This is a genomic window from Escherichia sp. KCJ4928 (assembly GCF_004352695.1).
Lineage (GTDB): Bacteria > Pseudomonadota > Gammaproteobacteria > Enterobacterales > Enterobacteriaceae > ECMA0423.
The window spans coordinates 1-255 of sequence record NZ_SJWV01000813.1 but is presented as its reverse complement, the minus strand read 5'-3'; the positions used below and the strand labels follow the sequence as shown (position 1 = coordinate 255).

Genomic DNA, 255 nt, shown 5'->3' with positions numbered 1-255 from the left:
GTCCCGAGCGCCGTGTCGCACTAACCCCCGAAGCCTTTGTGGAGCAGAACAACCTTATCCGCAACATGCAGCTCGATGTTGCGTCCACACGCCAGTGCTTCATGGCGCAACTGGGGCAACCACTGACCAGCTGGAAAGACATGGCCCCACATGAAAAAGCGCTCTTTGCCATCTTTGGCCTGCAGTTCTTCCTCGGTGACCGGAAAGCAGCGGTAGCCCTGATGAACAACCTCAATCTCTCCTGCAGGCTCAAAA

At 56.5% G+C, this 255-nt stretch carries 1 pseudogene; it reads left to right on the top strand.

Annotation, left to right across the window (positions count from 1 at the left end):
- A pseudogene (locus tag E0D98_RS26900) lies at positions 1-255 on the top strand (conjugal transfer protein TrbA); the annotation flags it as partial.